Annotated in this window: 30 protein-coding genes; 18 read left to right on the top strand and 12 right to left on the bottom strand. The window is 70.8% G+C overall.

Features of this window, described 5'->3' with window-relative positions; all coding sequences use genetic code 11:
- From hpaD to DEIGR_RS20925, 10 genes are all read left to right on the top strand, one after another.
- Complete coding sequence (gene hpaD, locus DEIGR_RS15765; protein WP_058978901.1) at positions 1-969, top strand: 3,4-dihydroxyphenylacetate 2,3-dioxygenase; 969 nt, start codon at positions 1-3, stop codon at positions 967-969.
- Between the two features lie 155 nt (positions 970-1,124).
- Positions 1,125-1,910, top strand: coding sequence for a fumarylacetoacetate hydrolase family protein (locus tag DEIGR_RS15760; RefSeq protein ID WP_058978899.1), 786 nt, complete (start codon positions 1,125-1,127; stop codon positions 1,908-1,910).
- Entirely contained in the window at positions 1,910-2,302 is a 393-nt protein-coding gene (locus DEIGR_RS15755; RefSeq protein WP_058978897.1) for a 5-carboxymethyl-2-hydroxymuconate Delta-isomerase, read from the top strand. The genes DEIGR_RS15760 and DEIGR_RS15755 overlap by 1 nt, the downstream gene beginning before the upstream one ends.
- Positions 2,303-2,432: 130 nt before the next feature.
- Entirely contained in the window at positions 2,433-3,245 is an 813-nt protein-coding gene (gene hpaH / locus DEIGR_RS15750) for a 2-oxo-hept-4-ene-1,7-dioate hydratase (RefSeq protein WP_058978895.1), read from the top strand.
- A complete protein-coding gene (gene hpaI / locus DEIGR_RS15745) occupies positions 3,242-4,030 on the top strand; it encodes a 4-hydroxy-2-oxoheptanedioate aldolase (RefSeq protein ID WP_058978893.1) in 789 nt (262 codons plus the stop codon). The genes hpaH and hpaI overlap by 4 nt, the downstream gene beginning before the upstream one ends.
- A 295-nt stretch (positions 4,031-4,325) precedes the next feature.
- Entirely contained in the window at positions 4,326-5,351 is a 1,026-nt protein-coding gene (gene pstS / locus DEIGR_RS15740) for a phosphate ABC transporter substrate-binding protein PstS (RefSeq protein WP_058978891.1), read from the top strand.
- A gap of 146 nt (positions 5,352-5,497) precedes the next feature.
- Positions 5,498-6,493 carry a phosphate ABC transporter permease subunit PstC gene (gene pstC / locus DEIGR_RS15735; protein WP_058978888.1) on the top strand — a complete coding sequence of 332 codons (996 nt, stop codon included), beginning with the start codon at positions 5,498-5,500 and terminating at the stop codon, positions 6,491-6,493.
- Positions 6,493-7,353 carry a phosphate ABC transporter permease PstA gene (pstA, locus tag DEIGR_RS15730; protein WP_058978886.1) on the top strand — a complete coding sequence of 287 codons (861 nt, stop codon included), beginning with the start codon at positions 6,493-6,495 and terminating at the stop codon, positions 7,351-7,353. Before pstC ends, pstA begins: the two co-directional genes overlap by 1 nt.
- Before the next feature lie 96 nt (positions 7,354-7,449).
- Entirely contained in the window at positions 7,450-8,208 is a 759-nt protein-coding gene (gene pstB / locus DEIGR_RS15725; protein WP_058978884.1) for a phosphate ABC transporter ATP-binding protein PstB, read from the top strand.
- Between the two features lie 150 nt (positions 8,209-8,358).
- Complete coding sequence (locus tag DEIGR_RS20925; RefSeq protein ID WP_160329953.1) at positions 8,359-8,520, top strand: hypothetical protein; 162 nt, start codon at positions 8,359-8,361, stop codon at positions 8,518-8,520.
- Positions 8,521-8,523: 3 nt separating this feature from the next.
- Here DEIGR_RS20925 and DEIGR_RS15720 read toward each other — a convergent pair whose 3' ends face one another.
- Together DEIGR_RS15720 and DEIGR_RS15715 are read right to left on the bottom strand one after the other, a co-directional pair.
- Entirely contained in the window at positions 8,524-9,159 is a 636-nt protein-coding gene (locus DEIGR_RS15720; RefSeq protein WP_083524211.1) for a nucleoside/nucleotide kinase family protein, read from the bottom strand.
- 48 nt (positions 9,160-9,207) lie between these two features.
- A complete protein-coding gene (locus tag DEIGR_RS15715; RefSeq protein WP_058978882.1) occupies positions 9,208-10,365 on the bottom strand; it encodes an acyl-CoA dehydrogenase family protein in 1,158 nt (385 codons plus the stop codon).
- Between the two features lie 168 nt (positions 10,366-10,533).
- Here DEIGR_RS15715 and tal point away from each other — a divergent pair, with 168 nt between their 5' ends.
- Entirely contained in the window at positions 10,534-11,448 is a 915-nt protein-coding gene (gene tal, locus DEIGR_RS15710; RefSeq protein ID WP_058979330.1) for a transaldolase, read from the top strand.
- Positions 11,449-11,759: 311 nt separating this feature from the next.
- Here the strand turns inward: tal and DEIGR_RS15700 are convergent, their stop codons facing one another.
- Genes DEIGR_RS15700 through DEIGR_RS21630 form a run of 3 tightly spaced genes read right to left on the bottom strand, consistent with a single transcriptional unit; the run spans position 11,760 to position 12,794 of the window.
- Positions 11,760-12,323, bottom strand: a complete 564-nt coding sequence (locus DEIGR_RS15700; RefSeq protein ID WP_269083807.1) for an IS630 family transposase — start codon at positions 12,321-12,323, stop codon at positions 11,760-11,762.
- Positions 12,323-12,499: a helix-turn-helix domain-containing protein gene (locus tag DEIGR_RS21635; protein ID WP_407638339.1), complete on the bottom strand. Its 177-nt coding sequence runs from the start codon at positions 12,497-12,499 to the stop codon at positions 12,323-12,325. Before DEIGR_RS21635 ends, DEIGR_RS15700 begins: the two co-directional genes overlap by 1 nt.
- The gene (locus tag DEIGR_RS21630) at positions 12,420-12,794 is read right to left on the bottom strand and encodes a helix-turn-helix domain-containing protein (protein ID WP_407638338.1); all 375 of its coding nucleotides are present in this window, start codon (positions 12,792-12,794) and stop codon (positions 12,420-12,422) included. The genes DEIGR_RS21635 and DEIGR_RS21630 overlap by 80 nt, the downstream gene beginning before the upstream one ends.
- 456 nt (positions 12,795-13,250) lie before the next feature.
- Here DEIGR_RS21630 and DEIGR_RS20495 point away from each other — a divergent pair, with 456 nt between their 5' ends.
- The gene (locus DEIGR_RS20495; protein WP_153013876.1) at positions 13,251-13,457 is read left to right on the top strand and encodes a hypothetical protein; all 207 of its coding nucleotides are present in this window, start codon (positions 13,251-13,253) and stop codon (positions 13,455-13,457) included.
- A 4-nt stretch (positions 13,458-13,461) separates the two neighbouring features.
- On the opposite strand, the gene DEIGR_RS15695 is transcribed toward DEIGR_RS20495, so the two are convergent.
- Entirely contained in the window at positions 13,462-14,709 is a 1,248-nt protein-coding gene (locus tag DEIGR_RS15695; RefSeq protein WP_058978878.1) for an MFS transporter, read from the bottom strand.
- A gap of 135 nt (positions 14,710-14,844) precedes the next feature.
- On the opposite strand from DEIGR_RS15695, the gene DEIGR_RS15690 reads away from it, so the two are divergent.
- Entirely contained in the window at positions 14,845-15,234 is a 390-nt protein-coding gene (locus tag DEIGR_RS15690; protein WP_058978876.1) for an SMI1/KNR4 family protein, read from the top strand.
- Positions 15,235-15,456 carry a hypothetical protein gene (locus DEIGR_RS15685; RefSeq protein ID WP_058978874.1) on the top strand — a complete coding sequence of 74 codons (222 nt, stop codon included), beginning with the start codon at positions 15,235-15,237 and terminating at the stop codon, positions 15,454-15,456.
- A 4-nt stretch (positions 15,457-15,460) separates the two neighbouring features.
- Here the strand turns inward: DEIGR_RS15685 and DEIGR_RS15680 are convergent, their stop codons facing one another.
- A complete protein-coding gene (locus DEIGR_RS15680) occupies positions 15,461-17,278 on the bottom strand; it encodes an ABC transporter ATP-binding protein (RefSeq protein ID WP_058978872.1) in 1,818 nt (605 codons plus the stop codon).
- A gap of 173 nt (positions 17,279-17,451) precedes the next feature.
- Between DEIGR_RS15680 and rsgA the strand changes: the two genes are divergently transcribed.
- Both rsgA and DEIGR_RS15670 read left to right on the top strand, forming a co-directional pair.
- On the top strand, positions 17,452-18,441 hold the full coding sequence (gene rsgA, locus DEIGR_RS15675; protein WP_236704898.1) for a ribosome small subunit-dependent GTPase A: 990 nt from the start codon (positions 17,452-17,454) through the stop codon (positions 18,439-18,441).
- 271 nt (positions 18,442-18,712) lie between these two features.
- Positions 18,713-19,906: a S8 family peptidase gene (locus DEIGR_RS15670; RefSeq protein WP_058978869.1), complete on the top strand. Its 1,194-nt coding sequence runs from the start codon at positions 18,713-18,715 to the stop codon at positions 19,904-19,906.
- 81 nt (positions 19,907-19,987) lie between these two features.
- On the opposite strand, the gene DEIGR_RS15665 is transcribed toward DEIGR_RS15670, so the two are convergent.
- Entirely contained in the window at positions 19,988-20,872 is an 885-nt protein-coding gene (locus DEIGR_RS15665; protein WP_058978867.1) for a LysR family transcriptional regulator, read from the bottom strand.
- 81 nt (positions 20,873-20,953) lie between these two features.
- On the opposite strand from DEIGR_RS15665, the gene DEIGR_RS15660 reads away from it, so the two are divergent.
- Positions 20,954-21,385, top strand: a complete 432-nt coding sequence (locus tag DEIGR_RS15660; RefSeq protein WP_058978865.1) for an Ohr family peroxiredoxin — start codon at positions 20,954-20,956, stop codon at positions 21,383-21,385.
- A gap of 105 nt (positions 21,386-21,490) precedes the next feature.
- Entirely contained in the window at positions 21,491-22,042 is a 552-nt protein-coding gene (locus DEIGR_RS15655) for a hypothetical protein (RefSeq protein ID WP_058978862.1), read from the top strand.
- Here the strand turns inward: DEIGR_RS15655 and DEIGR_RS15650 are convergent.
- The 4 genes from DEIGR_RS15650 to DEIGR_RS20920 all read right to left on the bottom strand — a co-directional run bounded on the left by DEIGR_RS15650 (position 22,011) and on the right by DEIGR_RS20920 (position 25,265).
- The gene (locus DEIGR_RS15650; RefSeq protein ID WP_058978860.1) at positions 22,011-22,817 is read right to left on the bottom strand and encodes a CopD family protein; all 807 of its coding nucleotides are present in this window, start codon (positions 22,815-22,817) and stop codon (positions 22,011-22,013) included. The two genes, DEIGR_RS15655 and DEIGR_RS15650, sit on opposite strands and share 32 nt — an antisense overlap.
- Positions 22,818-22,976: 159 nt before the next feature.
- Positions 22,977-23,837 (bottom strand): tryptophan 2,3-dioxygenase, encoded by an 861-nt coding sequence (locus DEIGR_RS15645; protein WP_153013875.1) that lies wholly within the window; start codon positions 23,835-23,837, stop codon positions 22,977-22,979.
- On the bottom strand, positions 23,834-25,057 hold the full coding sequence (kynU, locus tag DEIGR_RS15640) for a kynureninase (RefSeq protein ID WP_083524208.1): 1,224 nt from the start codon (positions 25,055-25,057) through the stop codon (positions 23,834-23,836). The genes DEIGR_RS15645 and kynU overlap by 4 nt, the downstream gene beginning before the upstream one ends.
- 58 nt (positions 25,058-25,115) lie before the next feature.
- Positions 25,116-25,265: a hypothetical protein gene (locus DEIGR_RS20920; RefSeq protein ID WP_160329952.1), complete on the bottom strand. Its 150-nt coding sequence runs from the start codon at positions 25,263-25,265 to the stop codon at positions 25,116-25,118.
- Positions 25,266-25,267 lie beyond the last annotated feature (2 nt).

Genomic DNA, 25,267 nt, shown 5'->3' with positions numbered 1-25,267 from the left:
ATGCAGACGCCGAACACCATCCGCATCGCGCACGGCATCTTCTACGTGACGGACCTCGCCGCCTCCCGGCACTTCTACGTGGACCTGCTGGGCCTGAACGTCCTGCACGAGACCGAGGGTGCTCTGTACCTGCGCGCCAACGAGGACCGCGAGTGGACGCTGAAACTCGAACTCGCCCCCGAGGCGGGCGTCAAACACCTCGCGTACCGTGTCGGCACGGACGCCGACCTGGACGCCCTGACCGCGTTCCTCGATACGCAGGGCATCCCCTGGCGCTGGGAGACCGAACTCGACCGGCCGCGCCTGCTGCGCTTCCAGGACCCGTACGGCGTGCCCGTCGCGTTCTACGCGCAGTCCGTCAAGCACCCCTGGCTGCTGCAGGACTACCACCTGCACCGCGGCGCGGGCCTGCAACGCATCGACCACATCAACGTCATGACGCCCGACGTGGAGGGCGTGATGCGCTGGTACATGGATCACCTCGGCTTCCGCCTCAGCGAGTACACCGAGGACGACCACGGGCGCATCTGGGCGGCCTGGATCCAGCGGCGCGGCAGTGTGCACGACCTCGCCCTGACCAACGGCATGGGGCCGAGGCTGCATCACTTCGCGTACTGGATGCCCGATATGCAGAGCATCATCCGCACCTGCGACATCCTCGCCGGCGCGCGCATGCCCGAACACATCGAACGCGGCCCCGGCCGCCACGGCGTCAGCAACGCCTTCTTCCTGTACATCCGCGACCCCGACGGGCACCGCATCGAGCTGTACACCTGCGACTACCTGACCGTCGACCCGGACTTCGAACCGATCCGCTGGCACCTCGACGACCCCCGCCGCCAGACCCTCTGGGGCGCCAAAACCCCGAAAAGCTGGTTCGAGGAGGGCTCCCTGCTCGAAGCCTACGAGGGCGGCTGGGTGCAGCCCCGCGAGAGCGACCTCAAGGGCCTGCCCGTCCACGTGATTTAAGTTGAGTGAACCCCTCCGCCCCCTGACGGGGGCACCTCCCCTCGAAGGGGAGGCTAAAAAACTCTCCTGCGCTGTTCTGGCTCCCCTTGAGGGGAGCTGGCCGCGCAGCGGACTGAGGGGTCCGCCCGCGACTCCGTTCCCAATCGAGGTTCCCAATGAAAACTGCGAATTTTATGGCCCGTGGCCGGCAGCACCGTGGCGTGCTCCGGGATGGCATGTTGATCGACGCGGCCGGTGAGGCGCACCGTCCGGACGAGGTGCAGTTCCTGCTGCCGGTGACTCCCGGGAAGGTGATCGCGCTGGCGCTGAATTACGCCGATCACAATGCGGAACTGGGCTTCAAGACGCCGGAGGAGCCGGTGATGTTCCTGAAGCCGAACACGAGTCTGCTGCCGCACGGCGGGACGGTGGAGTACCCGCGTGGGGCGCAGTTCATGCACTATGAGGTGGAACTGGGCATCGTGATCGGGCGGGACGCGCGGCGCGTGAAGGCGAAGGACGCCGAAGACTACATCGGTGGGTACACCATCGCGAACGATCTGGTGGTGCGGGATTACGTGAGCAACTACTACCGTCCGCCCATGCGCGCCAAGGGCTGGGATACCTTCGGGCCGCTGGGGCCGTACCTCGTGTCGGCGGACGAGGTGCCGGACCCGTACAACCTGGGCCTGCGGGCCTTCGTGAACGGGGAGCTGCGCCAGGAGGGGAACACGCGCGACATGATCCTGCGTGGGCCGGAACTGATCGAGTTCATGAGCCGCTTCATGACCCTGCAGGCGGGCGACGTGATCCTGACCGGCACACCGAAGGGCGTGTCGCACGTGAAGCCGGGCGACGTGATGCGCCTGGAGATCGACGGGCTGGGCGCCCTGGAGAACGACGTGGGGTGGGAGTCGGAGGACGCCGAGCCGCTGATCGCGCAGGAAGGGCAGCGCATCTGATGCCGCACCTGACCGTCGAGTACACCGATAACCTGACGGCGCCGCGCGTGCCGGAGCTGCTGCGTGCCCTGAACGGGGTGCTGCTGGCCCGTCCGGATGTGTACCCGCCGGGCGGCATCCGCGCCCGCGCGCACCGCCTGACGGAGTACGTGGTGGCCGAGGGGGCGCACGATGACGCCTTTGTGCACGTGACCCTGAAGATCGCCGCCGGGCGCAGCGAGGCCGTGCAGGCCGAGACGGGCGCGGCACTGTTCGAGGTGCTGAAAAGCCACTTCGCCGCCGACTTCGACTCCCGCACCCTGGCCCTGTCGCTGGAGATCGCGGAGTTCAGCGAGGCGGGCACGTTCAAGCACAACAACATTCACGCCCGCTACCGCAGGGTGGGCGCGTGAAACGGCTCCCGTCTGTTTCGTGGACAAGTCGGAACTTCACCGACTTATCCACTCCACGCCCGGGAGCCGTCTGTCTCCTACTCGCTCTGCTCGGGTTGCATGGTGATGGCACCACGCAACCGGAGGGGAAATGAGCGGCCTCAGTGACGCGCAGGTGCAGGACGCCGCGCGCCGCCTGCACGCCGCCGAGCAGTCCCGCGTGCCCATGCGGCAGCTGTCCGGCCAGTACCCCGGCCTGACGATCGCGGACGCGTATCGGGTGCAGGACGCCTGGGTCAGCCACAAGCTCACTCAGGGCCGCCGGGTGATCGGCCACAAGATCGGCCTGACGTCGCGCGCCATGCAGCAGGCCGTGAACATCGACGAACCCGACTACGGCACCCTGCTCGACGACATGGTGCTCAGCGAACTCCAGCCCATCCCGTCGGGGCGTTTCATCGTGCCGCGCGTGGAGGTGGAACTGGCGTTCATCATCGGGAAGGACCTGCGCGGGCCGAACGTGACCGTGATGGACGTGCTGGACGCCACGCGCTGGGTGGTGCCCGCCGCCGAGATCATCGACGCGCGCATCGAACGCGTGGACCGCGAGACGGGCGCGACCCGGAAAGTGACGGACACCATCAGCGACAACGCCGCGAACGCCGGGATCGTGCTGGGCGGGCGGCCCGTGCGGCCCACCGACGTGGACCTGCGCTGGGTGGGCGCGCTGCTGTTCCGCAACGGCGTGATCGAGGAGACCGGCGTGGCGGCGGGCGTGCTGAACCACCCGGCCGAGGGCGTGGCGTGGCTGGCAAACCGCCTCGCGCCGCACGGCGTCACGCTGCGGGCGGGGGAGACGGTGCTGGCCGGTTCGTTCGTGCGCCCGGTGGACGCCGCGCCCGGTGACATCTTCCACGCGGATTACGGCCCGCTGGGCAGCGTCACCCTGAGGTTCGCGCGGTGAGCGCCCCGGACCTGCACAATCCCTTCAAGGCGGCCCTGGCGCGCGGGGAGTTCCAGCTGGGCCTCTGGCTGGCGCTGGCCGACCCGTATAGCGCCGAGATCGTCGCCGGGGCGGGCTTCGACTGGCTGCTGATCGACGGCGAGCACGCCCCGAACGACGTGCGCAGCACCCTGGCGGTGGTTCAGGCCCTTGCGGCGTACCCGGTGACCCCCATCGTGCGGCCCCCGGTCGGGCAGACGCACCTGATCAAGCAGTACCTCGACCTGGGCGTGCAAACCCTGCTGGTCCCCATGGTCGAGAGCGGCGCGCAGGCCCGCGAACTGGTCGCCGCGACCCGCTACCCGCCGCGTGGCGTGCGGGGCGTGGGCAGCGCGATCGCCCGCGCGTCCCGCTGGAACGCCGTGCCGGACTACCTGCACCGCGCCGACGAGCAGGTGTGCCTGCTGGTGCAGGTCGAGAGTGCCGCCGGACTCGCCGCGCTGGACGACATCCTGGCCGTCGAGGGTGTGGACGGCGTGTTCATCGGCCCGGCGGACCTGAGCGCCAGCCTGGGCCACCTGGGCAACCCCGCGCATCCGGACGTGCAGGCCGCGATTCTGGATGCCGTGACCCGCACCCGCGCGGCCGGGAAGGCGGCGGGCATCCTCTGCACCGAGGCTCAGGTCGACCAGTACCGCGCGGCAGGCTGCACGTTCATCGCGGCGGGCGTGGACACCACCCTGCTCGCCCGCGCCGCCCGTGATTTGGCTGGACGGCAAAAAACAGAGGAGGGCGGCCCGTACTGACCAGCCCGGGCGGGGCCTGATGCATTCCTGACGTGCCGGACACGCGCTGCCACACTGTGCAGACGCGTGTCCGGCGCCTTCTGGGGGGCCCGGAAGATGGTTGACACGGATTCCGTCTGTTTCGTTGACAACCCGGAACTGCACCGGGTTGCCAACTCCACGCCCGGAACCCGCTTTGCTCCTTCTCGCATCCGCTCGGGTTGAAAGATTTTGCAAACCTTTCAATCGGAGTCCGTATGAGGCACCCGGAAACCGCGTGACGTGGGGCTGACAATCGCCGGGCAGACTGCGGCCCATGAAGAAGATCTTCGTCCTCGCCGCCGCCCTCGCCGTGACCACCGCCAGCGCGCAGTCCAGCCTGACGGGCGCCGGGGCCAGCTTCCCCTTCCCCCTCTACAGCAAGATGTTCGCCGAGTACAAGGGTGACACCGGCGTCAGCGTGAACTACCAGTCCGTCGGCAGTGGCGCCGGGCAGAAGCAGATCACCGAACGCACCGTCGACTTCGCGGGCAGTGACAACCCCATGAGCGACGAGAGCATGAAGGCCGCGCCCGCCGCGCTGCTGCACATCCCCACCGCCATCGGCGCCGTGGTGCCCGCCTACAACCTCCCCGGCGTGACCGCGCCGCTGAAGTTCACCGGCAAGGTCCTGGCCGACATCTACCTCGGCAAGATCAAGACCTGGAACGACAAGACCATCGCCGCGCTGAACCCCGGCGTGACCATCCCTCCGCTGCCCATCACGGTCGCGCGCCGCAGTGACGGGTCCGGCACCACCTACGTGTTCGCCGACTACCTGAGCAAGGTGAGCAGCGAGTGGAAGAGCAAGGTGGGCGTGGGCAACAGCCTGCAGTGGCCCGTCGGGACCGGCGCCAAGGGCAACGACGGCGTCGCAGGCGTCGTGAAGAGCACCCCGGGCGCGATCGGGTACGTGGAACTCGTGTACGCCAAGCAGAACAAGCTGCCCTTCGGTCTGGTGCAGAACCGCGCCGGGAAGTTCGTGCTGGCCGACAACGGTCCCGCCGCACTGGCCGCCAAGGGCGTCGTGATCCCGGCGGACACCCGCGTGAGCCTGACGAACAGCGCCAACGCCGACGCGTACCCCATCGCCAGCTTCACGTACCTGATCTTCTACAAGGAGCAGAACTACAGCGGCCGCAGCCAGGCGCAGGCCGCCGCCCTGAAGAAACTGCTGACCTGGATGGTCACGAGCGGCCAGCAGTACAACGAGCCCCTGGACTACGCCAAGCTGCCCGACACCGTGGTGAACAAGGCCAAGAGCATCATCGGCAAGATGACCTTCGGCGGCAAGAAGATCTGAGCATTCACGCTTGACCGCGCGGCGTGCCCCCCCACCGGGCACGCCGCGTTCGTCTGCCGCCCCGGAGGCCCAATGGTGCGGGCTGACCTGCGCCTGACGAAAACCGGGTGAACTGGGTCCATGAGTCCCGAAGGGGTCACGAAACCATGAGCAAACGTACCGCCTCCCCACGCCAGCTGAGCAGCGGCAGTGACCGGGTGTTCGAGGGCCTGATCCTCGCCCTGGCCGCCGTGATCGTGCTGGTGTTCGTCCTGAGCGTCTACCAGCTCGGCACCGAATCCTGGCCCGCCCTGCAGAAGTTCGGGCTGAACTTCTTCACCAGCCGCGTCTGGAATCCCGTCACCGGCGAGTTCGGCGCGGCCGCCATGATCGCGGGCACGCTGGTGACCAGCATCGCCGCGCTGGCCATCAGCGTGCCCCTGGCGATCGCCAGCGCGCTGTTCGTCGCCGAGTACGCCCCCAAATGGCTCGCCAACCCGGTCGGATACCTGATCGAACTGCTCGCCGCGGTGCCCAGCGTCGTGTACGGCCTGTGGGCGCTGTTCGTGATCGCCCCGATCCTCGGCAGGTGGCAGACGAACTTCTTCACCAGCCCCGAGAACGTCCAGACGCTGACGCGCTGCACCGAACTGTGGAACAACAACCAGACCAGCCTGGAATGCTTCTTCGTGCCCAGCAGCGCCGCCGGGCGCGGCCTGGCCCTGGCGATCATCATCCTGACCGTCATGATCCTGCCCTACACCGCGTCCGTCGCGCGGGACGTCATCCGGCTCGTGCCGCAGGACCAGCGTGAAGCGATGTACGCGCTGGGCGCCACGAAATGGGAAGTCATCTCGCGGGCGATCCTCCCGTACGCCCGTGCGGGCATCATGGGCGGCGTGATTCTCGCGCTGGGCCGCGCGCTGGGCGAGACGCTGGCCGTCGCCATGGTCATCGGGGACAGCCAGGACATCCTCAAGAGCATCTGGGGCAACGCCAGCACCATGGCCTCCGTGATCGCCAACCAGTTCGGGGACGCGCAGGAAGCCCTGCACCGCTCCAGCGTCGTCACGCTCGGCCTGAGCCTGTTCTTCCTGAGTGTCGTCGTGAACTACGTCGCCCGCCTGATCATCGCGCGCCTGACGCCTAAGGGGATCCAGTGATGAGCGCCGCCACCACCCCCAGCCGCGCCCGGCACCAGCTGAGCCCCGCGCGGCGCGTCCAGAACCTCGTCATGGGCGGCCTGATCGTCCTGGCCACCGCGATCGTCGTCGCGCCGCTGATCCTGATCTTCGCTTACCTGATCCGCGAGGGCCTGGGCGCCATGAACCTCGACTTCTTCACCAAGGTCCCCGCGCCCGAAGGGGAAACCGGCGGCGGCCTCGCCAACGCCATCCTGGGCAGCATCGAGATGCTCGCCATGGCCAGCGTCCTGGGCGTGCTGGTCGGCGTGTCCGGCGGGATCTTCCTGGCCGAGTACCCCCGCCACCCGCTGATGCCCACCATCCGCATGATCAGCGACGTGCTCGCCGGGATTCCCGCGATCGTCATGGGTCTCGTCGCGTACGGCCTGATCGTCCTGAAATTCGGCTTCAGCGGCCTCGCGGGCGCCGTCGCGCTGGGCTTCCTGATGATCCCCATCGTCGTGCGCACCACCGAGGAAGTCCTGAAACTCGTCCCGCAGACCGTCCGGGAGGCCGGACTGGCCCTGGGTCTCCCCAAGTGGCTCGTCACGCTGCGGATCGTGCTGCCCGCCGCCGCCGGCGGCATCGTGACCGGCGTGATGCTGGCCCTGGCCCGCGTGGCCGGGGAGGCCGCGCCGCTGCTGTTCACCGCGTTCGGCAACAGCCAGATCAACCTCGACCCGACCAAACCCATGAGCGCCCTGCCCCTGGAGATCTACCGCGGCGCCACCAGCGCCTACGACGAGAACCAGCGTCTCGCCAAGGCCGGCGCGCTGCTGCTGATCACCCTGATCTTCCTCACCAGTCTGCTGGCCCGCCGCGCCAGCCGCCGCAGATAAGCTGGCGTCCGTCTGCTCCGTGGCCAGCCCCCAGCCCCTCCCACTCGCATCCGCTCGGGTTGAACACCGTTCAACCGAAGTGACAAGGAGAATTCCGTGACCCCCATCCTGGACGCCCAGAACGTCAACATCTACTACGGCGACAAGCAGGCCGTGCGGAACGTCAACCTCCGCGTGGAACGCGGCAGCGTCAACGCCCTGATCGGCCCCAGCGGCTGCGGGAAGACCACCTTCCTGCGTGCCATCAACCGCATGCATGACCTCACGCCCGGCGCGCGCGTCGAGGGCACCATCCTGCTCGACGGCGAGAACGTGTACGGCAGCGGCGTGGACCCCGTCACCATGCGCCGCCGCGTCGGCATGGTGTTCCAGAAACCCAACCCCTTCCCGACCATGAGCGTCTTCGAGAACGTCGTGTCGGGCCTGAAACTCGCCGGGATGCGCGACCAGAAACGCCTGATGGAGATCGCCGAGCGCTCCCTGCGCGGCGCGGCCCTATGGGAGGAAGTCAAGGATCGCCTCAAGACCCCCGCCACCGGCCTGAGCGGCGGGCAGCAGCAGCGCCTGTGCATCGCCCGCGCGCTGGCCGTGGAACCCGAGATCCTGCTGATGGACGAACCCACCAGCGCCCTGGACCCCGCCAGCACCGCCAAGATCGAGGACCTGATGACCGACCTGAAGAAGGTCACGACCATCATCATCGTCACGCACAACATGCACCAGGCGGCCCGCGTCAGCGATACGACCAGCTTCTTCCTGAACGGCGACCTCGTCGAGCACGGCGTCACGGATCAGATCTTCACCGCGCCGCGCGACGAGCGCACCGAGGCGTACGTCACGGGCCGCTTCGGCTGACCCACCCCCTTCATGAACGGCGTTCCCGCGCGGCCCCCACCATCACGGTCGGGGCCGCGCGGCCGTCATGAAGACCGGCTGAAGGGTCGGCGCGGCCCGTTTGCGTCACCTGAGGCAACGCGCCGCGCGGTCCGGTGCGACCATGCGGGCATGTCTGACCCTCACGAGCAGGCGAACGTCCAGCAGATCGAATGGCTGCTCGGCGCACTGGCCGACACCCAGGCGCAGGGCCAGCCGCTCACGCCCCCACCCAGCCCCGACACCCCGGCACCGGAGCTGGACGTGACCACCGAACCCGACGACCTGCACTGACCATCAGGTCCAGTCCAGCGTCACGATCAGATCGGCCCGGTCCCGCGTCGCCTCGATCAGGCGGGCGTTCGCGTCGTCCACGTCCTGCACCCAGTCCCGCGCGGCCTGCGCGTCCCGTCCGTGTGCCTCGTGCCGCGCGATCAGCTGCGCGCGGCGCAGATCGTCCGGCGGGGCCAGGAACCACACCTCGTCCATGTGCTCGCACGCGGCCTGCCACGGGCCGTCCAGCAGCAGGTAGTTGCCCTCCGTGATCACCAGCGGCGCCGCGCGCGGAATGGGCAGGGCGCTGCCGATACTCTCCTCCAGGTGCCGGTCGAAGCGGGGCGCGTACACCACGTCCCTCTCCTGCGCCCGGACGCGGGCGAGCAGCGCCGCGCAGCCGCCCACGTCGAAGGTGTCCGGCGCGCCCTTGCGTCCGGCGCGGCCCAGGCGGCGCAGTTCCTCGTTCGCGAGGTGGAAGCCGTCCATGGGCAGCAGCGCCGCCCCTTCCCCCAGCGCCGCCTGGAGGGCCGCCGCCAGCGTGGACTTCCCGGCGCCGGGACTGCCGGTCAGGCCCAGCAGGCGCCGCTCGCCGGGGATCAACAGCGTGCGGGCGCGGTCCACCAGCTGCGGCAGGGTCAGGGTCACGGGTTCAGGCATGCCCCAGCGTAGAGCGGTGTGCCGGCTGTTCCGGGCGCGCTGTCTGCGTCAGGCCGGGATGTCGCCGCGCAGCAGCGCTGCGCCGTACGCCGTGAAGGCGCTGTCGTCCCCCGGGGGGTGGGTCAGGCCCGCGCGGGCGTCGCGCAGCAGCTGCTCCAGCGGCAGGCCCGCCGTCAGGGCCGCGCCCCCGGCCGTCCGCACCGCGAGGTCGGTGGCGGTCACGGCGGCGTTCGTGCAGATCGCCTTCGCCGCGCCGATCAGCGGGACGGCGCCCGGCCCGGGCTGTTCGTCCCACGCGCGGGTGGCGTGCAGGAGGAAGGTGTGCGCGGCGAGCAGTTCCGCCCCGATCCGCCCCACCTGCTCCTGCACGCGCGGCAGTGTGGCGATCGGGGCGCCCAGCGCGGTGGGCGTGCGCTCGTGCGCGTAGGCGCGCAGGGCGTGAAGCGCCGCGAAGCCCACCCCCAGGTACGTCCCGGCCACCGCCGCCCAGAACCACGCGCTGCTCGCCGGGTGCGCCGGGGCCGGCGGCGCGTGCAGCCGCGCGGGCGCCCCCTCGAACACCACGTCGTGACTGCCGCTGCCGCGCAGGGCCAGCGCGTCCACCCAGGTCGCTTCTGTCCGCACGCCCGGCCCGCGCAGATTCACGAAGTACCGGCCCACCTGCCCGTCCGGTGTGGCCGCCGTGACGAGCGCCCAGGTCAGCGCGCGCGAGCCGGTGCTCCAGGTCTTGCGGCCCGTGACGCGCCACCCGCCGCTCTCGAAGCCCGTCCCGTCCGCCTCCGCGCGGGTGCGGGGCAGGCCACCGCGTGACGGGCTGCCCAGTTCCGGCTCGCTCGCCAGGGCGTTCAGCAGCTCACCGCGCACACTCGCCAGCGCCAGGGCCTCCAGCAGCGGCTCCGGCAGCGTGCGTCCCTGGAAGGCCGCGCCCGTCACGTGCCCGTGCATCGCCAGCACCAGCGCCAGCCCCGCCCCAGCCTCGCCCAGCGTCCGCTGCGCCCCGGCGAACTGCGTCAGCGTGGCGCCCAGCCCCCCACGCGCTTCGGGCAGCGTCAGGCGCGTGTAGCCACTCTCCGACAGGGCCTGTGCGGCCGGCGGGGTCACGTCCTGCGCCGCCTCGCACGCCGGGCCATGCTCCCGGATCGCCTGCGCGGCGCGCGCCACCACGGCCGCCTGGGCCTCGCTGAGGATGGAATCGGGTGCGGTCATGTCCGGCAGGCTACGCCGCACCCGGGGGGACGCGCGGCCCGCCCCGCCTGTCCAGGGCGCATGCGTGAAGAGTTGCTGTAGGGTGGAAAGCTCGGAAACGCGCCACCCTCAGTGGTGTGCCGCGCGCGCGCCGACATCCCCCGGTCGCGCGCCCGGAAGGAGAGACCCATGAACGCACTCGAGCAGCTCAAGCAGATGACGGTCGTCGTGGCCGACACCGGCGACCTGGACGCCATCCGCCAGTACCAGCCGCAGGACTGCACCACCAACCCCAGCCTGATCCTCAAGGCCGCGTCCCTCAGCGGCTACGCGCACCTCCTGGAAGAAGCGCGCGCCATGGGCGACGTGGAAGCCGCCATCGACTTCCTGACCGTGCGCATCGGCACCGAACTCACCAAGCTCGTGCCCGGCTACGTCAGCACCGAGGTGGACGCCCGCCTGTCCTTCGACGCGGACGCCATGGTCACCAAGGCCCGCCACCTCATCGACCTGTACTCGCAGCAGGGCGTGGGCAAGGACCGCATCCTGATCAAGCTCGCCACCACCTGGGAAGGCGTGCAGGCCGCGCGCGTCCTGGAAGCCGAGGGCATCCACTGCAACCTGACCCTGGTGTTCAACCTCGCGCAGGCCATCGCCGCCGCGCAGGCCGGGGCGTACCTGCTCTCGCCCTTCGTGGGCCGCATCACCGACTGGTACAAGAAGGCCGAGGGCAAGGACAGCTACCCCGTCGACGAGGACCCCGGCGTGAAATCCGTGCGCGAGATCTACCACCACTTCAAATCCCACGGATACGAGACCATCGTGATGGGCGCGTCCTTCCGCAGCGCCGAGCAGGTCAAGGCCCTCGCGGGCTGCGACCGCCTGACCGTCAGCCCCCAGCTGCTCGGGGAACTCGCCGCCGACGAGGGGAAACTCGAACGCGTCCTGAGCCCCGAGAGCGCCACGCAGACCGAACCCACCCTCACGCAGGCGGACTTCCGCTGGGCGCTCGCCAGCGACCCCATGGCCACCGAGAAGCTCGCCGAGGGCATCCGCGGCTTCCACGCCGACACCGAGAAACTCCGCGCGCTGCTGCGCGGCTGAGCCCACCCCACCCGGCGGCCCGTTCCCGACAGGACGGGCCGCCGCCTCATGACGGCCTCTTCGTCACCTGAACGTGCGACCCCTGCACCGTGCAGGTCAGTGTGACCGGCTCGCCCCGGTTGAACCCGGCTGCCGAGGTACGCACCGCCTGAACCTGCGCGCTGAACGTCCCCTCGCCCACCGTCACGCTGGAGGGAACCAGCCGGCGCCCGTCCAGATCCGTGCGGCCACTCACAGCAGAATTCAGGAGTATCGAAGGTGCCCTTCAATACTCCTGAACGAGCGGAGCGAGCACCTGATACGGATTCCGATTAATTCGCTAACAAAGGCCACCAGTGAAAGAGGGTCTGCTGAGTGATGAGATCAGGTTGAGCTTCCAACCACACGCAGCGTTCGGAGAGTGCCAATTCCACCTCTTCAATGCTGTCGAACGCCCGGTTCGCGATTGGTACATCCGTCAACGCCCAGAGCCGTTCTGCTGGCTGCAATTCCGGCGAATACGGCGGGAGCGTCACGGTCTGAATGCCCTCCGGATGCCCATCATCGGGTGGCACGTGGAAACCGGCCCCATCCTGAACGACCAGCACACGATGGTCGGCGCTGGCGCCGACCATGCGGGCAAACGCAGCCATGACGGCCACATACGCCTGTTTGTTGACGACTGGGATCAACCAAAACAGGCTCTTGCCGCTCTCCGGATTGGCAAACGCGTACACGTAGAGCCACTCGTACCCAGGCTGAACCGGACAGGTCAACGGCTGCCCAGTTGGTGCCCAGACTGGACGGCGGATTGGCTTGAGCCCGATCCGATGTTCGTCCATACACCACAGGGAGACGCGCGGTGAGAGACGCTCCGCCTGGCGGAGCGTCTCGATCAGGACTTTGATTTGAATGCTTCCTTCGCGGCCTCATCGCCCCCAACGTGCCGGGGGCGGGGTCGTTGGGGGGTAAAGCCAGCCGCTCGAAGGAATTCATAGGTGCGCCCGAGGTGAACGGACAGTCCGTACTGCTCCTGAAGCCAGTTCTGAACGTCTTTCCCAGACCAGACGATGTCCTGCTTCGAAGTCGGCGTGTAGTCGGGTCGCCAGGGTCTGTTGTTGCTCAGCGCTCAATAGCCGGGGTGCACCCTGATTCGTGTGGCGCCCGTCACACAGCCCGGCAAGTCCCCGGTCGCGGTAGCGGTTCACCAGATCGTAGGCGGTGACCCGGCTGTACCGGGTCACTTGGAGAATCTCTGGGAGGGGGCGTCCTTCAGCGAGGAGGGCCATGAATTGGGCTCTGCGCCGCTCGACGGCGCAGGTGCTGGTCGTGTAGAGGTGCCAGAAAGTGTCGGCGTCATGCGCCAGGGGAGCCGTCAGGAGTGTCTGTTTGATCTGACAATCATAAACCTTTTAATCGGAGTCCGTATGACACCGGCAGCGGTTGGAAGTGGAATTGAAGGGCGTGGTGTTGGCCCTTCAATGTGACTGGAAACCGCTGTCAGGGCGTCCAGGCAGGCCTCGATGCCACCCTCCCGCGCGTTCCACGCGGCGGGGCTGGCGTGCGGCGCGAGCAGCGCCCCCACCAGGGCCGCGCCCATGATCAGGGACGTCAGGGCGCGGCCCTGCCACGCGGGCAGCGTGGCCGACGGAGCGGTGGCGCGGGCAGACGACTGGGGAGCGCGGCTGAGCATGGCCCGAGCGTGCGCCCGGCGCGCGGGCGGCGGTACTGGCGGACTGGCGGGGCCGGGCGGCCGACTGACCAGCCCACCCGGGCCACCCGGCGGATGGCCAGTCGCGCCACCAGCGCGCCGGCTGGGCCCCATGACCCACCGCGCTCCCGCTTCCCCCGCTGCCCAGTCCGCTGCTCAGATTTCCGGCCTGTCTCCCTCGGCGCGCGCCCTGGTGGGCGTCTGGACGCTGCTGGTGACCCTGCTGGCCCTCTCGCACGCCCTGCCCCACCCGGCCGCCGAACAGGCGGGAACGTCCCCCGGCACGCTGCGCACGGCGGCCGGGGAGGCGCACCGCTGAAACATCAGCCCGCCTGCACCGCCCGCCGTGCCGGAGGCGTGACGCGCAGGGCCAGCGCGCCCGCCGCGACCGCCAGTACCGCCGAGGCCAGGAACGCCGGGGCGTAGCTGCCCAGCGCGTCGCGGGTCACGCCGCCCAGCCAGGACGCCAGGGCCGCGCCGACCTGATGCGCGCAGAAGATCCAGCCGTACACCGTGCCGACGTTCGCCCGGCCGAAGGTGTCGGCGGTCAGCGCGGTGGTGGGCGGCACGGTTGCGATGTAGTCTAGGCCGAACAGTACCGCAAAGAGCGTGAAGGCCGCGCCGGGTGGCACCAGCGGCAGCAGCGCCAGGCTCAGGCCGCGCACCACGTAGTACGACGCGAGCAGCAGCCGGGGATCCACCCGGTCGGTCAGGTACCCGCTGGCCAGCGTGCCCACGAAGTTGAACGCGCCCATCAGCGCCAGCGTGCCCGCCGCGAACGTCGCCCCCAGCCCCAGGTCGCCGCAGTATGCGATGAAGTGCGTGCCGATGATGCCGTTGCTCGTGAAGCCGCACGCGAAGAACGTGACGCTCAGCAGCCAGAAATCCCGGTGCCGCAGCGCCCGCGCCATCACGCCCGGGTCCGGCACGGGCGGCGCCGCGGGCGGGGCGTCCGGGGCCGCCACCTCCCCGTCCGGGCGCAGGCCCACGTCCTCCGGGCGGTCGCGCAGCAGTGCAAATAGCAATGGCGCGAGCAGCAGCGCGGCGCCCGCCACGATCAGCGTCGCCTGCGCCCAGCCCACCGTCTGCGCCCAGCGGGTCAGCAGCGGAATGAACAGCAACTGCCCCGCGCTCGTCGCCGCGCCGGACAGGCCCACCACCAGCCCCCGGCGGCGCACGAACCAGCGCGTCGCGACCGTCGCGCCCAGCACGCTCCCCACCAGTCCCGTCCCCAGCCCACTCAGCAGGCCCCACGTCAGGTGCAGGCCCAGCGCGCTGCCCACCCGCGTACTCAGCGCGAAACTGACCGCCACGAGCAGCAGGCCCGCGCCCGCCACGCGCCTCGGCCCGAAGCGGTCCATCAGGCGGCCCGACAGCGGCGCGGCCAGCCCGAACACCAGCAGGCCCAGGCTGGCCGTCAGCGACAGCGTCCCCCGGCTGAGGCCCAGCGACTCCTGCATGGGCAGCAGGAACACCCCCGGCGCGCTGCGTGCCCCCGCCGCCAGCAGCAGCGCCAGCACCGTCACCACCACGACCACCACCGGGTACCACCGCGCACGCGCTGAAAGCATGAGCGCAGTGTAGGCCGCGCCCGGACGGTGGGACATGGGGAAACCCGATGCTCACGCGGCTCTGTCCCGCCCGCCACCGATCCCTGGCGCAGGTGTGGCGCCCCAGCCCCGCTGCGCGCGCCACACTGGTGCGCGATGACCGACCCGATCTCCGTCCTGCGCGACTGGCTCACCATTGCCGTCGGTGAGGCGCTCCCCGAGCAGCCGACCAGTCCGGCCCTGGATGAACTGGAGGACACCCTGAATGTGCCGGTGCCCGACGACCTGCGCCGGTACTTCCGGGTGATCGGCCCATACCTGACGCGGGCAGAGCACGGCCTGTTCTACGGCATGAGTGCCCTGCCGCTGGATTCCGGCTGGAGCGGTGAGCTGGTGCAGGCCAGTGCCGACTGGCCGCCGGTGGAGGCCGTGGAGCCGCCGGGGACGCTGCGGCCCGTTCCCTTCGACCCGGCCTGGGTGCTGCTCGCGCATGACCACGGCGGCGCGTACCTCGCGGCGGACCTGCGTCCCGGCCCCGCCGGGTAGGTGGGGCAGATCATCTCCTGCGGCCCACGTGAAACCCGGCGGCTGCAGCTGGCGGTCAGCCTGACCGAGTTCCTGACGGACCTGCTGTGGCACGCGGCGCGCGGCACGGTGCAGGTCGAGCGGGGGGCGGGACGGGTGGACGTCTGGTTCACCGATCCGGAGATCACCCACCCCATCGACCTTTGCCTTCAGCGTGGGGCGGCGGCCCTGCGGCGGAGTTGAGCGTTCAGGCGTACCCGCGCGCCTGGAGGTCGTACAGCGTGGCGTAACGCCCGCCGAGGGTCATCAGGTCCTCGTGGCTGCCGCTCTCGACGATCTCGCCGCCGTTCAGGACGACGATCTGGTCGGCGAGGCGGACGGTGGAGAAGCGGTGCGAGATGAGCAGCGTGATGCGTTCCCGGGTCTGTTCACGCAGCGCCTGGATGGTCTCGAATTCCGCGCGGGCGTCGAGGGCGGCGGTGGGTTCGTCGAACACGAGCACGGATGCGTCGCGGAAGTACAGCCGGGCCAGGGCGAGGCGCTGCCACTGCCCGCCGGACAGCTGCCGCCCGCCCTGGAACAGGCGCCCCAGCGGGGTGTCCAGGCCCTGTGGGAGGGTGCCGACGAATTCGGCCCCGGCGCGGTCGGTGGCGGCCTCGACGCCCGCCGCGTCGTCCAGGCGGCTCACCTCGGCCAGGGCGACGTTGTCGCGGGCGGTCATCTGGTACTGCCCGAAATCCTGGAAGATGATGCTCATCTCCTTCTGCACGCTGCGGGGACTGAACCGCGCGGCGTCCATGCCGTTCAGGAGGATCTGCCCGCCGGTCGGGGCGAACAGCAGCGTCAGGAGTTTCACGATGGTGGTCTTGCCCGCGCCGTTCTCGCCGACCAGAGCGAGGGCCTCGCCGCGCCGCACGGTGAAGTTCACGCCCCGCAGGACGTCCCGCTCGGTCAGGGGGTAGCGGAAGCTGACGTCCCGGAACTCGATGGTATGGATCGGGCCGCTCCAGACCTCCCCGGCGTCGAGGTCGCGGGTGGGCAGTTCCAGGAACGCGAAGAGGTTGCGCATGTACAGCAGGTTCTGGTAGATGGCGGAAAAGCCGTTCAGCAGGCTGCTGACCGTGCCCTGGATCTGCGTGATGCCGAGCACGAACACGCTGAAATCCCCGACGCTGATCTGCCCGTCGGCGGCGCGGCGCAGGATCAGCGCGCTGGCCAGCCCGATCAGCAGGGCGCTCAGCAGCCCCGCCCCGAAGCCCCACGCCGAGCGGCGCCGCACCAGCGTGACGAGCTGGCGGCGGAAGCCCAGGTAGTACTCGCGCCAGCGGCCCAGCAGGTACCCCTCGAAGCCGAAGAGGCGCACCTCCTTGACCAGCGCGTCGCTCGTCAGGAGGCTGCCCAGGTAGTTCTGCACGCGCGAGTCGTGCGTCTGGCGGCGCAGCATCCGGTAGCCTTCCACCCCGAAGCGGTTGCTGACGATCACGCCGGGAATGCTCGCCAGGATCACCAGCGGCAGCACCCAGGGGCCCAGCGTGCTCATCAGGGCGCCCACCGAGCCCAGCGTCACGACCGCGCCCGCCAGGGACACGAGCTGCGTGGCGACCCCCAGGGGCCGCGAGCCGACCTCCCGCCACGCCTGCTGGAGGCGGTCGTAGGTGTCGGCGTTCTCGAAGGCCTCGACGCTCAGGGTGGTGGCCTTGTCGAGGATGCGGCGGCTGACCGAGTGCTGCAGGGCGTCCCCGAGCAGCTGCTGCGAGGCGTTCTGCACGGTGCTGATCAGGTTCCCCACGACAACCAGCGCGACCTGCACGGCCAGCAGGGTCAGCAGCGCCCGGTACGTGACCTGACCCTGCGCGGCGCGCGCGACCTCGTCCAGCAGCAGTTTGCCGACGTACAGGTTCGCGGCGGGCAGCGCGCTCCCGGCGAGGCTGGTCGCCGCGTACGTCCCGGCGTGCAGCGGACTGGCCTGCCACACCAGCGCCAGCGTGGCGCGCAGGTCACGCAGCCGCTCGCGCGGACTGAGTTTCTCGTCGGGCAGGGGGGGGCGTGGTGCGTCGAACCTCACCGGTACAGGATGCCGCACCGCGCTGGCCCTGTGCGCCCGCCAGAGGGTGGGGGAGGCCCCTGGCCGGACGGCCGGGGTGGGACAGTGTGCCACCTGACTGGGCACGGGGCGGGCGCAGCGGCTACCCTGGGCCGCATGACTGCCTTCCTGTCCGTTGCCGCCCGGAGTGCCCGTTGAACGGGCCGGAACTGAACCTCAGCGAGATCGGCTGGACGCCGGAGTTCGAGCAGGCCGCGCAGGAGGTGCGGCTCGGCGCGCCCGGCCTGACCCTGCTGCCGGGGCGGGTGGCGGGCGTGGGGCGCAACACGGCGACCCTGTGGACGCAGGGCGGCGCGCAGGAGTCCGTGTTCGCCGGGACGCTGCGGCAGGCGGACGTGACGCCCGTGGTGGGCGACTGGGTGCTGGCCGAGCCGGTGCCGGACGCGCCGCTGCGGGTGCACGCGGTGCTGCCCCGGCGCACCCAGCTGGCCCGCGCGGTGCAGTCCGGGATGCAGCTGCTCAGCGCGAACGTGGACGTGGTGCTCGTGATGACGGCCCCGGACGGGGACATCGACGAGGCGCGGCTGTCGCGGTACCTGGAGGCGGTCCGGGCGGGCGGTGCGCGGGCGGCGCTGCTGCTGAACAAGGTGGACCTGACCCGCAAACCCGAGGCGGTGCTCGCGCAGCTGCGGGCGCTCGATCCGGCGGTGCCGGTGCTGCCCCTGCGCGCGAAGGAGGGAGAGGGTGTGGCCGGGGTGCGCGCCCTGATCGGTCCCGGTGAGACGGCGGCGCTGATCGGGTCGAGCGGGATGGGCAAGAGCACCCTGACGAACGCGCTGCTGGGCCGCGAGGCCGCGCAGACGGGCGAGGTGGGCGCCACCCGCGAGGGGCGGCACACGACGACGGCGCGCACGCTGTACCGCCTGCCGGGCGGCGGCGTGCTGGTGGACAATCCGGGTCTGCGGGACATCGAGGTCTGGCGGGAGGACGCGGCGGCGGGCTTCGAGGACATCGAGGCGCTGGCGGCCGACTGCCGGTTCCGCAAGTGCACGCACGGCAGCGAGCCGGGCTGCGCCGTCGTGCGTGCCGTGGCGCGCGGCCAGATCAGCGAGGAGCGGGTGGAGGCGTACCGCGCGGCGCAGGGGTTCGCCACGGGGCGGCCGAAAGCGAAACGCAGGAAGTAAGCCCGGGGGGGCGTGGGGTGAATTCGTACCCCACCCAACATGCTGTTCGGCATATCCGGACACGACTCCAGGCTGATCTGGACGGACCCAAACGACTGTTGGAGTCATCTGATCCAGCAGGCGTCACGGCTCGGGTCGGGCTCTCCTCTGTTCCGGCGTCACGACTCCGTATGATGCCGGAGGTTCCTCACAACACACACTCCTGAACAGCGTCCTGGCGGCGCCGTTCATGGCAGTCCATCCCACCCCGAGGCGACCACCGGAGGCCCACATGAACGCACGTCCCCTTCTCGTTCCGATCGCGCTCAGCCTGCTCCTCGCCGCCTGCGGTCAGCAGACCGCCGCCCCCCAGGCCAGCCAGCCGCAGACCGGCGCGCCCCTCCTGGGCACCTCCAACCCCGAGGCGATCCCCGGGCAGTACGTCGTGGTCTTCAACGACGACGTCCAGACCGACTTCACCGCGCAGAGCGACTTCATCGGCGCGCTCGGCCTCGACCCGCAGGGCGTGCAGGTGCAGCAGGTGTACGGCGCCGCCCTGAACGGCTTCGCCGCCAAACTCAGCAGCCAGAACCTCGCCCGCCTGCAGGCCGACAAGCGCGTCAAGTACATCGAGCAGGACGCCATGATGCACGCCACGGCCACCCAGACCGGCGCCACCTGGGGTCTCGACCGCGTCGACCAGCGCAGCCGCCCCACAGACGGCAGCTACATCTACAACTACACCGGCAGTGGCGTCAGGGCGTACATCATCGACACCGGGATCAACACCGCGCACACCAGCTTCGGCGGGCGCGCCATCTGGGGCACGAACACCACCGGCGACGGCAACAACAGCGACTGCCAGGGCCACGGCACGCACGTCGCGGGCACCGTCGGCAGCGCCACCTGGGGCGTCGCCAAGGGCGTCACCCTGGTCGCCGTGAAGGTCCTGAACTGCTCCGGCAGCGGCACGAACTCCGGCGTGATCGCCGGCGTGAACTGGGCCGTGACCAACAAGGGCAGCGCCACCGCCGTCGCCAACATGAGCCTCGGGGGCGGCTTCAGCCAGGCCGTGAACGACGCCGTGAACACCGCCGCGAGCAAGAACCTCGTGATGGTCGTCGCCGCCGGGAACGAGAACCAGAACGCCTGTAACGTCTCCCCGGCCAGTGCCGCCAGCGCCATCACGGTCGGCAGTACCACGAACACCGACGCGCGCTCCAGCTTCAGCAACTACGGCACCTGCGTGGACCTGTTCGCGCCCGGCAGCTCCATCACCAGCACCTGGATCGGGTCCACGACCGCCACGAACACCATCAGCGGCACCTCCATGGCCTCCCCGCACGTCGCGGGCGCCGCCGTCCTGCGTATCGCCGCCGGCAGCAGCACCAACAGCGCCGTGACGAGCGCCGTGATCAGCAGCGCCACCACCAACGTGGTCAGTGGCGTGAACGGCAGCCCCAACCGCCTGCTCTACACCCGCTGATCCGATTCCGGTTGACCGGTCTGCACAGGCCGGTCAATCCAGGCGACTCCGCCTGAGCCACGTTGACCACCCCCGCCCGGATCAGGCGGGGGTGGTCAGGTGCTGCGCGGCCAGCAGGAGCGCGCCCACCGCCGGGTTGCCCGGTTCGGCGCGGGTGACCAGCCCCACGTCCAGCGTCACGCCGTCCTCGAGCGGCACGAAGCGCACGCCCTCCTGCCGGGGGTTGAGCAGGGTCTGCGGCACCAGCGTGACGCCCACGCCGGCCGCCACGCGCGCCACGACCGCGCTCTCGCTGCCGCCCACGGCGCGGGTGCGCGGCACCAGACCGAAGGCCATGCACAGCGCCTGCACCTGCTCGGGCGGCAGGGTCGTCGCGTAGGGCGTGCAGGTCAGCCAGTCCTCCTGCGCCAGTTCCCGCAGGGACAGGCTGGGCCGGTCGGCCAGCGGATGTTCCTGCGGCAGGGCGGCCAGCAGCGGAATGCTCGCCAGGGGGCGGGCACGCAGGTCGTCGTGCCACACGGGCAGCGCCATCAGCCCGGCGTCGAGCTCCCCGGCCAGCAGGGCCTGCCGCTGGTCCGGGGTGCACAGCTCGGTCACGTCGAGCTGCACGTCCGGGTGCGTGGCCCGCAGGGTGCGCCACAGGCGGGGCAGCAGCGCGGCCTGCGCTGCCCCCATGTACCCCAGCCGCACGCGGCCCGATTCGCCCTGCGCGGTGCGCCGCGCGAGGCTCGCGGCCTGTTCCAGCTGCGCCAGGATGGCCTGGGCCTGCGGTAGGAACGCCGCGCCCGCGGCCGTCAGGTCCACCCGGCGGGTCGTGCGGGTCAGCAGGGGCGTGCCGACCTCGTCCTCCAGGGCGCGGATGACCCGGCCCAGCGGGGACGCCGCGAGGTTGAGCCGCTCGGCGGCCCGTCCGAAGTGACGTTCCTCGGCCACGGTGATGAATGCCTGAAGGTGCCGGAGATCCATCCCGGTATTATACCGATTCCGGTCGAAATCCGTGAAGATTGACGCCTTGAATCCCGGCAATGTGCGGCTTACGATTCACGCATGACTGCCACCGAACCGAAGGTCCTCTTCACCGCCACCTCCGACGTGCAGGGGGGCCGCACCGGCGAGGCCCAGATCGGCCGCGACCGCCTGCCGGTCACCCTGCGCCCCGCGAACGCCAGCACCCAGGGCGCCGACCCCGAGGAACTCTTTGCCGCCGGGTACGCCTCCTGCTTCCTGAGCGCCCTGCAGAGCGTCGCCCGCCGCGACGGCGTCACCGTGGGCGGCACGCCCCAGGCCCGCGCGCACGTCAGCCTCCTGCAGGACGCGCAGGGCTACGGCCTGAAGGTCCTCATGCAGGTATACCTGCCCGACACCCCCCTGGACACCGGCGAGGCCCTGCTGCGCGCCGCGCACGCCGTGTGCCCCTACAGCCGCGCCGTCGCCGGGAACGTCCCGGTGGAACTCGAACTGCACGCCCAGCCCTTCTGACCGGACAGGCAGGCCAGCAGAGGCGCCGCAGGGGTGATTCCCGAGGCGCCTCTGCCCATTGCTGTGAAGACGGGACTGCGGTAGCGGGCAGGGTACTCTGCTGCCATGCGTCTACATCTGACGGCCTCGCTGGCCCTGTCCCTCGCCCTGAGCGCCTGTGCCAGCCTGAACAGTGGCGTGCCCCTCACCCTGCGCGTCGAGGGTCCCGCGCAGGCCAGCGTCCGCGTCGAGAACGGCGGCACGGTCCGCACCGTCACGGTGCGCGGCAGCGAGACGCTCACGGTCGATCCCGGTCCGTACACCCTCACGCCGCAGCCGGTGGACGGCTGGGACACGCCGGGCGCGCGGCAGCTGGGCGTGACCGGGGGCGGCGAGGTGACCTTCACGTACCAGCCGGCCGGGCAGGCGATCCGCGCGGTCCTGACTGTCCTCGTGACCGGACCGGCCAGCGCGGACGTGCGCGTGCAGGGCCCGGGCTTCGATCAGACCCTGACGGGCGTCACGTCCGCGGGCCGCAGCGTCATGCTGGAACCCGGCACGTACACCGTGACCGGCGTGGACGCCCTGCCCTGGCGCGCCCCGACCGCGCAGACGGTCACGCTGAACGCCCGGCAGACGCTGGACCTCAGCCTGAACTACGGGCAGGCGCAGCCCTGAGCGTCGCCTGCGGCGGGTGCTCGTGCGGGTCGGTGGTGCTGAGCACGCCCGTGACGCCCAGCACCGCCAGCAGCAGCAGCGCCTCGCGTGCCAGCAGCGTCCGCACCCGCCGGTCCCGCCCGGCGAAGGCCCGCCGGACCAGCGTCGCCGCGCCCAGCGCCAGCGCGACCAGCGCGAGCTTGAGCAGCAGCGTCTGCCCGTAACGGGTGCCAGTCCATTCGGCCAGGGTGGGCAGGTGCTCCGCGCCCAGCAGCAGGCCCGTCACGGCCAGGACCGCCACGCTCCCGGCGGCCAGTGGCGTGAAGCGCGCCGCGGCCCGCGCCGCGAGGGGCCGCGCGACCGTCAGGGCCAGCACGCCGCCCACCCAGGCGCTCATGGCGGTCAGGTGCGCGGCGTGCAGGGCGCGCACGCCCAGCGTGTGCCCCGCGCCGTGCCCGACACCGGACGCGCCCCACACGAGCAGCAGCGCGCCCGGCAGCAGCAGCGGCGCAGGCGCCCCCGCCACCCGCGCCGCGAGGAGCAGCGCCCCCCCCAGCAGCCCGGTCAGCACCGCGCGACCGGTCAGCGTGTCGGTCAGGAACGCGGGAGCGTCCGCCCAGCCCAGGCCCAGCGCGCCCAGCGTCACGGCCACCTGTCCCGCCCAGCCCAGCGCCAGCAGCGTCAGCCCCAGCGTCGGGAGGCGCAGCCGCACCGGGACGTCCAGCGCGGCGAGGGCGAGCGTGGTGCCCAGCAGCAGGCTCAGACCCAGGAAGGCCAGCGCGGCCAGCAGCGGCACGCTAGGCCCTCACCGGAGTCCGTATGATACGGACTCCGGTTGAAAGGTTTGCAAAATCTTTCGACCCGAGCGGAGCGAGTAGGAGAGAAACGGGTTCCGGTCGTGGAGTTGACAGATCGGTGGTCTTCCGAACTGTCAACGAAACAAACGGAATCCGGATCACAGGCGGGTGCGGACTTCCCACAGTTCCGGGAACAGCACGGTCTCCAGCGCGCGGCGCAGGTACCCGGCGCCGCTCGTGCCGCCCGAGCCGCGCTTGAAGCCGATGGTGCGCTCCACGGTCGTCAGGTGGTTGAAGCGCCAGCGGCGGAAGTTGTCCTCGACGTCCAGCAGTTTCTCGGCGAGTTCGTACAGGTCCCAGTACGTCTCGGGGTGGCGGTACACGGTCAGCCAGTGCTCCAGCACCGTCTCGTTCAGCACCGGGGGCAGCGTCAGGTCGCGGCTGAGGACGTCGTCCGGCACGCTCAGGCCGCGCGCGTGCATCAGGCGCAGCGTCAGGTCGTACACGCTGGGCGCCTCGATGGCCTCCCGCAGCGGCCCGATCAGGTCCGGGCGGTGCTCGTGCGGGCGCAGCAGCACCGCGTGTCGGTTCCCGAGCAGGAACTCCACCATGCGGTACGACGCGCTCTGGAAGCCCGACGCCTGCCCGAACGCGTCGCGGAACTGCAGGTAGTCGGCGGGGGTCATGGTCTTGAGGACCTCCCAGGCGTTCGTGAGCTGCTCCTGGGCGCGCACGACGCGCGAGAGGCCCTTCTGCGGCGCGTCGGTGATGCCGCGCGCGAGCTGGTCCATCGCGGCGCGCAGCTCACGGATGATCAGGTCCAGCCAGACCTCCGAGACGTGATGCACGGCGATGAAGAGGTGCTCGTCGTGCGCGGTCGTGACCGGGCGGTGCGCGCTTTTCAGCACATCGAGTTGCAGGTAGTCGCCGTAGCTGAGACTGCGGGTGAAGTCGGTGTACGCCTGCTCGGGTGCGTCGCGGTCGGGCGCGCCGGGGCGGTCCGGCAGCGGCGCGGTCACGCGCGGGCCTCCAGCACCGCCTGCACGCCCCGCGCGGCCTGCCACACGTCCGCGTGCGAGTGGTACAGCGGCGTGAACCCGAAGCGCAGGATGTCCGGCGTGCGGTAGTCCCCGATGATGCCCGCCTGGATCAGGTCAGTCATGACCTCGCGCGCCTGCGGGTGGCGGTAACTGACCTGCGAGCCGCGCCGGGCGTGCTCGCGGGGCGTGACCAGCGTCAGCGGGAACCGCGCGGCCAGCGGTTCCATCAGGTCGATGAAGGTGTCGGTCAGCGACAGGCTCTTGGCGCGCAGCGCGTCCAGGTCCACGTCGGCGAACACGTCGAGCGCCTCGTCCAGCGCGCTGAGGCTCAGCACCATCGGCGTGCCGGCCACGAAGCGGCGCGCGCCGGGGGCCGGAGTGAAGTCGCGGGCCATCTCGAAGGGGTCGGCGTGCCCCATCCAGCCGCTGATCGCCACCGGGGCCGCAGCGTGGTGCCGTTCGGCGGCGTACAGGAACGCGGGCGCGCCGGGGCCGCCGTTCAGGAACTTGTACCCGCAGCCCACCGCGAAGTCCGCCCCCGCGCCACTGAGGTCCACCGGGAACGCCCCGGCGGAGTGCGCGAGGTCCCACACGGTCACGATGCCCTGCGCGCGCGCCTGCGCGGTGATCGCTTCAAGGTCCAGTTTGCGCCCGGTGCGGTAGTCCACCTGCGTGAGCAGCAGCGCCGCGACGTCCTCCGTCAGGTGCGCCTCGATGTCGTCGGCGGGCACGCGGCGCAGCTCCAGCGTGCCGCCCAGCAGCGCGTTCAGGCCCTGCGCGACGTACAGGTCGGTGGGGAAGTTGTCCGCGTCGGTCAGGATCACGCGGCGGCCCGGCTGCGCCACGCCCAGCGCCGCGACGAGCACCTTGAAGGTGTTCACGCTGGTGGAATCGCCCACCGCGACCTCGTGCGGGCGGGCGCCGATCAGCCGGGCGATCTTGGCGGCCACGCGGTCGGGCAGCGCCATCCAGTCCTGCCCGGCGTCGGCCCCGGCAGTCCAGGAGCGGATCAGCGCCTCGCCCCACTCGGTCTGCGCAGCGCGCGCCAAGCGCTCGGGCACGCCGCGGGGCAGCGCGCCCAGGCTGTTGCCGTCGAGGTACACCACCCCGCGCGGCAGGTGGAACGCCCCGCGCTTGTGCGCCAGGGGGTCACGGGCATCGAGGGCGAGCAGGTGGTCGGGAATGGTCAGGGTGGTCATGGGGTCCTCCGGGACAGGGGAAAGAGGCTGGTCGCGCTGTCAGGGGCACGGCCGGGAATCAGTCCGTCCGGAGGAGGCGCAGCGGGCGCCCCAGGTTCGCGCACCACCACCCGTGCAGGTTCGGGGCGATCTCGTTCGCCGCCGCCCGGCCCCGACCCAGCCGAACCCTCAGCAGGGCGGGGAGGTTCGGGTCGGGCAGCGGTGGCATGC

This window comes from Deinococcus grandis (assembly GCF_001485435.1).
In the GTDB taxonomy this organism is placed as follows: Bacteria; Deinococcota; Deinococci; order Deinococcales; family Deinococcaceae; genus Deinococcus; species Deinococcus grandis.
This window is presented reverse-complemented; position numbering and strand designations above follow the sequence as displayed.